The 6,801-nt window shown below is 74.3% G+C and carries 7 protein-coding genes; 5 read left to right on the top strand and 2 right to left on the bottom strand.

Annotated features, from left to right (window positions below):
- Positions 1-178: 178 nt before the first annotated feature.
- Genes lnt through LQ51_RS08555 form a run of 3 tightly spaced genes read left to right on the top strand, consistent with a single transcriptional unit; the run spans position 179 to position 3,223 of the window.
- Complete coding sequence (gene lnt / locus LQ51_RS08565) at positions 179-1,777, top strand: apolipoprotein N-acyltransferase (RefSeq protein WP_046564161.1); 1,599 nt, start codon at positions 179-181, stop codon at positions 1,775-1,777.
- A gap of 40 nt (positions 1,778-1,817) precedes the next feature.
- On the top strand, positions 1,818-2,609 hold the full coding sequence (locus LQ51_RS08560; protein ID WP_046564159.1) for a polyprenol monophosphomannose synthase: 792 nt from the start codon (positions 1,818-1,820) through the stop codon (positions 2,607-2,609).
- A 56-nt stretch (positions 2,610-2,665) separates the two neighbouring features.
- Positions 2,666-3,223 (top strand): FxsA family protein, encoded by a 558-nt coding sequence (locus LQ51_RS08555; protein WP_046564158.1) that lies wholly within the window; start codon positions 2,666-2,668, stop codon positions 3,221-3,223.
- 66 nt (positions 3,224-3,289) lie between these two features.
- Here the strand turns inward: LQ51_RS08555 and LQ51_RS08550 are convergent, their stop codons facing one another.
- A complete protein-coding gene (locus LQ51_RS08550; protein ID WP_046564157.1) occupies positions 3,290-3,631 on the bottom strand; it encodes an RNA polymerase-binding protein RbpA in 342 nt (113 codons plus the stop codon).
- Between the two features lie 222 nt (positions 3,632-3,853).
- Between LQ51_RS08550 and LQ51_RS08545 the strand changes: the two genes are divergently transcribed.
- Complete coding sequence (locus tag LQ51_RS08545; RefSeq protein ID WP_046564156.1) at positions 3,854-5,335, top strand: peptide MFS transporter; 1,482 nt, start codon at positions 3,854-3,856, stop codon at positions 5,333-5,335.
- A gap of 12 nt (positions 5,336-5,347) precedes the next feature.
- Here LQ51_RS08545 and LQ51_RS08540 read toward each other — a convergent pair whose 3' ends face one another.
- Complete coding sequence (locus LQ51_RS08540) at positions 5,348-5,935, bottom strand: pyridoxamine 5'-phosphate oxidase family protein (RefSeq protein WP_046564155.1); 588 nt, start codon at positions 5,933-5,935, stop codon at positions 5,348-5,350.
- Positions 5,936-6,035: 100 nt separating this feature from the next.
- On the opposite strand from LQ51_RS08540, the gene LQ51_RS08535 reads away from it, so the two are divergent.
- Complete coding sequence (locus LQ51_RS08535) at positions 6,036-6,707, top strand: SDR family oxidoreductase (RefSeq protein WP_082159323.1); 672 nt, start codon at positions 6,036-6,038, stop codon at positions 6,705-6,707.
- The last annotated feature ends 94 nt before the right edge of the window (positions 6,708-6,801 follow it).

The following is a 6,801-nucleotide window of genomic DNA, read 5'->3' as shown; positions in this document are numbered from 1 at the left end:
GGCCACCACACGCCCGGCCGCCGTCGCGCCGGCCACCACACGCCCGGCCGCCGTCGCGCCGGCCGCGACCGTGCCGGCCCAGCCGGCGGCGGGCCCGTACGGCAACCCACCAGGCCACCGCGGGCGGGGACGCCGGCCGGCCGGGTAGCCTTCGGCGCGTGATCGTGGTGAGGTGCCGGTGACGACGCTCGACCGGGAACAGAACCGTGCCACCGCCGGGGCACGCGACGGCGCGCGCCCCCTGCCGCTGGCCGCGGCGCTGCCGATGGCCCTCGCGGCCGGCGTGGCGCTGCTGGCCGCGTTCCCCCCGTACGGCAGGTGGGCGCTCGCGCCGGTCGGGGTGGCGCTGCTGGCCGCCGCGACGCACCGGAGGCGGCTGCGCGCCGGCGCCGGACTGGGCTTCCTGACCGGGGTGACGCTGTTCGCGCCGCTGCTGGAGTGGACCAACCTGCACACCGGCTACCTGCCGTGGCTGCTGTTGTCGCTGTTGCAGGCGGGCTACCTGGCGCTGCTCGGCGCGGCCGGGGCCTGGGTGTCGCCGCTGGCCGACCGCTGGCGGTGGGGCTGGTCGGCGCTGACCGGGCTGCTCTGGGTGGGGCAGGAGGCGCTGCGCGACCGCACCCCGTTCGGCGGTTTCCCGTGGGGACGGCTGGCGTTCAGCCAGGACGCCTCGCCGCTGCTGCGGCTGGCCGCCCTGGGCGGCGCCCCGCTGGTCACCTTCGCCGTGGCGTTCACCGGTGGGCTGCTGCTCACCGCCGCCTGGCGGGACTGGCGGCGCCCCGCCGGGCAGTGGCGGCCGGTGGCCGCCGTGGCCGCCGCGCTCGCCGCGCTGCTGGCCGCCGCCGGCGGCGTGCCCACCGGGGTACGCGGCGGCGGCGACACCGTCACGGTGGCCATCGTGCAGGGCAACGTGCCCCGCCTGGGGCTGGACTTCAACGCCCAGCGGGAGGCGGTGCTCAACAACCACGTCGGCGCCACCCTGAAACTGGCCGCGGAGGTCACCGCCGGCACCCGGCAACGCCCCGACCTGGTGGTGTGGCCGGAGAACTCCAGCGACATCGACCCGCTGCGCAACCCCGACGCCGGGCAGCGGATCTCCCAGGCCGCCGACGCGGTCGGCGCGCCGATCCTGGTCGGCGCGGTGCTGCTCGGGCCCGGCGCGGGGCAGGTCCGCAACGCCGGCCTGCTGTGGCGCCCCGGCACCGGCGCCGACCTGGCGCAGCTCTACACCAAACGTCACCCGGTGCCGTTCGCCGAGTACATCCCGCTGCGCAGGATCGCCCGGATGGTCAGCGCCGAGGTCGACCGGGTCCGCTCCGACTTCGTCCCCGGGGAACGCGCCGGCGTCCTGGACACCGGCACGGTCACCGTCGGCGACGTGATCTGCTTCGAGGTCGCCTACGACGGCCTGGTCCGGGACACCGTCACCGGCGGCGGGCAACTGCTCGTGGTGCAGACCAACAACGCCACCTTCGACGTGGCGGAGGCCCGCCAGCAACTGGCCATGGTGCGGTTGCGGGCCGTCGAGCACGGCCGCGCCGCCCTGATGGCCTCCACGGTCGGGGTGTCCGGGTTCGTTTCCCCCGACGGGCGGGTAGACGGGGCGACCGGGTTCAACACCGCCGAGGTGGTGGTGCGGCAGATGCGACTCGGTGACGGTTCCACCCCGGCCACCCGGGCGGGGGTGTGGCCGGAGGTGGCCCTCGCGGCGCTCGCCGTCGCGGCCCTGGCCGGCGCGGCCGTGCTGCGCCGCCGCCGGGAGGTCGCCCCCGGGTAGGACGACGGTGCCGGTACGCCGGCGGGGAGGCGGTACGACGGTGGGCGTGGCAGCCGACAGGCGGACGGCCGGCCATCCCGGGGTGGGACGGGTGCTCGTGGTCGTCCCCACCTACAACGAGGCCGACAACGTCAACCGGATCGTGACGCGGATCCGGGCGGCGGCCCCGGCGGTGGACATCCTCGTCGCCGACGACAACAGCCCGGACGGCACCGGCGCGATCGCCGACGCGCTGGCCGGCGGCGACCCGCAGGTGCACGTGCTGCACCGCCAGGGCAAGGAAGGGCTGGGCGCGGCGTACCTGGCCGGGTTCGCCTGGGCGCGCCGGCGCGGCTACGACGCCGTGGTGGAGATGGACGCCGACGGCTCGCACGCCCCGGAGGACCTGCCGGCGCTGCTGGCGGCCGCCCGGCACGCCGACGTGGTGATCGGTTCGCGGTGGACCCGCGGCGCGCGCGTGCTGAACTGGCCGCTGCGCCGGCTGCTGCTGTCGCGCTGCGGCAACCTGTACGCGCGGCTGGCGCTGGGCATGCCCGTCTCCGACGCCACCGGCGGCTACCGGGTGTACCGGTCGAGCGCGCTGGACGCCATCGACCTGGCGTCGGTGCGCTCCCAGGGCTACGCGTTCCAGGTGGAGCTGTCCCGGCTGGCGCACCGGGCCGGGGCGCGCATCGTCGAGGTGCCGATCACGTTCGCCGAGCGGGAGCACGGCGACAGCAAGATGAGCCCGCTGATCGTGGCCGAGGCGCTGTGGCGGATCACCAGTTGGGCGCTGCGGGACCGGCGGGTCGTGGCGCGCCGCCGGCCGCCCGCGCTGGCCCGGTGGCCGTGACCGGCCGGCGTGTCATGCTGGAGGGGCGTGAGGACACCGTCGGCTGATGAGGTGAGATGCGCCGAGGACTGAGGTTCGTACCACCGGCCCTGCTGCTGCTCGCGGTGCTGGAGTTGACCGTGTTCATCCTGGTGGGCCGGGCGGTGGGTTTCGGCGCCGCGGTGCTGCTGGTGTTCGCGGCGTCGCTGCTGGGCCTGGTGCTGCTGCGCCGCGAGGGGATGCGGGCGTGGCGGGGCTTCCGGGCCGCCGTGGAGTCCCGGCAGCCGCCCGGCCAGCAGGTCACCGACGGTCTGGTGGGTCTGGTCGGTGCGCTGCTGCTGGCGCTGCCCGGCCTGGTCAGCGGCGTGGTGGGGCTGCTGTTGCTGGTGCCGCCGCTGCGGCGGCTGGCGCGCGGCGGGGCGCAGCGCGCCGCGGAGCGCCGGGTGTCGTCGGTGGTCGCCGGTGACCTGTTCGGCCCGCGCCGGGTGCGGGTGCGTCGCGACGCCCCACCGTCGGGTGCCGGGTCGCCGGCGCCGGCGGCGGGGGAGCCGGGCGGTGCGGTGCCGGGTGTGGTGCCGCCGGTGGAGCCGGGCCGGGCCATCGAGGGCGAGATCATCGAGCCCGGCCGGTCCTGAGCGGGGTGCGGACCTGACGAAACGCCCCCGGGGGATCCCCGGGGGCGTTTCGGTTGACCGGTGCGCTCAGGCGCGGCCGCGGCGGGTGCGAACCTCCTGCAGCCGCTCGGCCAGGATGTCCTCCAGTTCGGCGATCGAACGCCGCTCCAGCAGCATGTCCCAGTGGGTACGCGGCGGCTTGGCCTTCTTCTGCTCCGGCTCGCTGCCGTCGACCAGCCGGGCGACGCTGCCGTCGAACTTGCACTCCCAGGTCGTCGGGACCTCGGCGTCGACGGCGAACGGCACCTCGAACTGGTGGCCCTTGGCGCAGAGGTACTCGCGGGTCTGACGCGGCGCGAGCTCCGTGTTGCGGTCGGATTCGTAGCTGACCGCGCCCAGGCGGCTCCCGCGCAGCATGCGCTCGCCCATGATCGACTTCCCCTCGCTCGTGGTGCTGGTCTTCTCTGTGTAACGGTCCGTCTCCGCCGGGCCATTCCCGCCCACGCGGGCAGGGCCCGCGCGGGTCGGAACCCTGCAAGGGTAGCCGGACAGAACGGCGGCCCGGCGGGCTCGTCCCCGGCCGGGCGAACAGGTGGAGTGATTCGACTGCCAACGGGGATGTTAACCGCCTGGACAGGTCCGGAGGTGACGATGAGCAGTGACGCGCCGATCGAGGCCCGACCGCCCGGGGGAAAGACCTTCTTCGGCCACCCCCGGGCGTTGTCGACCTTGTTCCTCACCGAGATGTGGGAGCGGTTCAGCTTCTACGGCATGCGGGCCATCCTGGTGCTGTATCTGACCGCGTCGGTCGCCGACGAGGGCCTGGGCATCAGCGAGTCCACCGCCAACGCCGTCTACGGCACCTACAACGCGATGGTGTACCTGATGGCGCTGCCCGGCGGCTGGGTCGCCGACCGGCTGCTGGGGGCCCGGCGCAGCGTGCTCTGGGGCGGCGTGGTCATCGCCGCCGGCCACTACGTGATGGCCGTGCCCACCGGGTGGAGCGTGTTCGCGGGCATGACGCTGATCGTGCTCGGCACCGGCCTGCTCAAGCCGAACATCTCGACCATGGTCGGCGACCTGTACGACCGGGACTCCCCGCGCCGCGACGCCGGCTTCTCGATCTTCTACATGGGCATCAACCTGGGCGCGTTCATCGCCCCGCTGATCACGGGCTTCCTCGGCGAGAAGATCAACTGGCATCTGGGCTTCGGCGCGGCCGCCATCGGGATGACCTTCGGCGTGCTGCAGTACGTGCTGGGCCGGCGCAACCTCGGCGACGCCGGGGCCCGACCGGCCGACCCGCTGCTCGGCGCGGACCGGCGGCGGGCGCTGACCCGCATCGCCGCGGTCACCGTCGCGGTGCTGGTCGTCCTCGCCGTCCTCGCGCTGATCGGGCTGTTCACCGTCGACACCGTGGTCAACCTGCTCACCCTGGTCACCGTGCTGGTGACCATCGCGTACTTCGCCCGGATCCTGACCGACCGGGAGATCAGCAACACCGAGCGCAGCCGGATGAAGGCGTACCTGTGGCTGTTCGTCTTCGCCGCCGCGTTCTGGCTGATCTACGACCAGGCCGGCTCGGTGCTGAACATCTTCGCCGCGGACCGGACCGACCGGAACGTGAGCGGCTTCACCTTCCCGGCCTCGTGGCTGCAGTCGGTCAACCCGATCCTGATCATCATCGGCGCGCCGCTGGCCGCCTGGCTCTGGCTCAAGCTCGGCCACCGGGTGTCCACGCCGATGAAGTTCGCCGTCGGCCTGGTGCTCAACGGCCTGTCGTTCGTGCTCATGGCCGCGGCCGCGCAGGCCGCCGTCGGCGGCGACCTGGTCTCGCCGTGGTGGCTGGTCGCCGTCTACGCCATCCAGGTCGCCGGCGAGCTGTCACTGAGCCCGGTCGGCCTGTCCGCCACCACCAAACTGGCCCCGGTCAAGTACGCCAGCCAGATGCTGGGCCTGTGGTTCCTGGCCACGGCCGTGGGCGACGCGATCGGTGGACAGGTGGCCCGGCTGGCGCAGAGCTGGTCCGAGCCGGCGTACTTCCTGACCTTCGGGCTGGCCTCGGTGGTGCTGGGCCTGGCCGCGGTGATGTTCACCCGGCAGATCCGTGGCCTGATGGCCGGCATCCACTGACCCGGCCGCCCATCAGGCCGCCGGGGTCGGCGGCAGCGGCAGCGGCAGGCCGGGCAGCCCGTCGATGCTGCTCGCCACGTGCTCCTTGCCGGCGAAGTACGCGCTCAGCGACGCGTCGTCCTCCCGGGCGAAACGCCGCCCGTGCAGGTCCCGGTCGGCCTGGTAGGTCATCAGCGGCACCGCGTACCCGCAGGTGTCGCGGATCAGCTCGGCGCGCACCACGATGATCGCCCGCAGGCCGTGGTCTCCGGGGTCGATGGCGAACTGGGGCAGCAGACCCGGCCACCGGGGATCGTCGCGGAACACCGGCTCGCCGCGACCGTGCACCCGCACGATGTTCGGCGGGCCGTCGAACGCGCACCACATCAGCGTGATCCGGCCGTTCTCCCGCAGGTGCGCGATGGTCTCGGCGTTGCTGCCGGCGAAGTCCAGGTAGGCGACGGTGTGCTCGTCGAGGACCGCGAAGCAGCCGCGCAGGCCCTTGGGGGAGAGGTTGACCGTGCCGTCGCCGGCGAGCGGGGCGGTGGCGGTGAAGAACATCGGCTGCGCCTCGATGAAGCTCCGCAGCCGGCCGTCGATACGCTCATACGTCTTGCCCACGCCTTGATCATCCTCCGGGATCGGCTGCCGGCGCTGCCCCGTCCCAGCTGATGGCCGGTGCCGGGGCCCTTCGGCCGGGTGCGCGGGTACGTTCTGGGGCATGCAGGACGCAGCACGCGGCGTGACCGCCGACCGGCCCGCCGACCGCCACGCCGCCGTGCCGCCCGTACGGATCTTCGTCGCCGGCGCGACAGGTGTGCTCGGCTCCCGCATCCTCCCCCTGCTCACCAGGGCCGGACACACCGTCGCCGGGATGACCCGCAGCCCCGAAAAGGCCGCCCTGGTACGCGCCCTCGGCGCCGAACCGGTGGTGTGCGACGTGTACGACGTGGCCACCCTCACGTCCGCTGTCGAGCGGTTCCAGCCCGACCTGCTCCTGCACGAGCTCACGGATCTGCCCGACACCGCCGAGGAGTTGCCGGCCCGACGCGCCGGCAACGCCCGGATCCGGGTCGAGGGGACCCGCAACCTCATCGACGCGGCGACCGCGAGCGGCTGCTCCCGGCTCTTCGCCCAGAGCGTCGCCTGGGCCCTGCCGCCCGGTGACGGCGCCGCCGCCGTCCAGGCCCTGGAGGACGCCGTCCTCGGTTTCGGCGGGGTCGTGCTGCGCTACGGCCAGCTTTACGGCCCCGGCACCTTCTACCCCGACTCGGCACCGGGAGCGCCGCGCATCCACGTCGACGCCGCCGCCGAGCGTACCGCCGCGGTGCTCGACCAGCCGCGCGGCATCATCACGATCGCCGAGCACGACGACCGCGGTCCTGCGGGTTGAGCCGTCGCCGGCGGGCCCGCACCCACCCGCCGGCGGGCCGAGACGTGGCCGTCCCGACACTCGACCACGGCACCCACCCGCCGGCGGGCCGAGA

It is taken from the genome of Micromonospora sp. HK10 (assembly GCF_000982955.1).
Taxonomy (GTDB): domain Bacteria; phylum Actinomycetota; class Actinomycetes; order Mycobacteriales; family Micromonosporaceae; genus Micromonospora.
The sequence above is the reverse complement of the archived record's forward strand: the minus strand, read 5'-3'. Positions and strand labels throughout refer to the sequence as shown.

Bases quoted from the DNA above. Each gene is read 5' to 3' on its own strand.
- LQ51_RS08555 (WP_046564158.1), top strand. From the start codon at position 2,666: ATGCGCCGAGGACTGAGGTTCGTACCACCGGCCCTGCTGCTGCTCGCG.
- LQ51_RS08550 (WP_046564157.1), bottom strand. From the start codon at position 3,631: ATGGGCGAGCGCATGCTGCGCGGGAGCCGCCTGGGCGCGGTCAGCTAC.
- LQ51_RS08545 (WP_046564156.1), top strand. From the start codon at position 3,854: ATGAGCAGTGACGCGCCGATCGAGGCCCGACCGCCCGGGGGAAAGACC.
- LQ51_RS08535 (WP_082159323.1), top strand. From the start codon at position 6,036: ATGCAGGACGCAGCACGCGGCGTGACCGCCGACCGGCCCGCCGACCGC.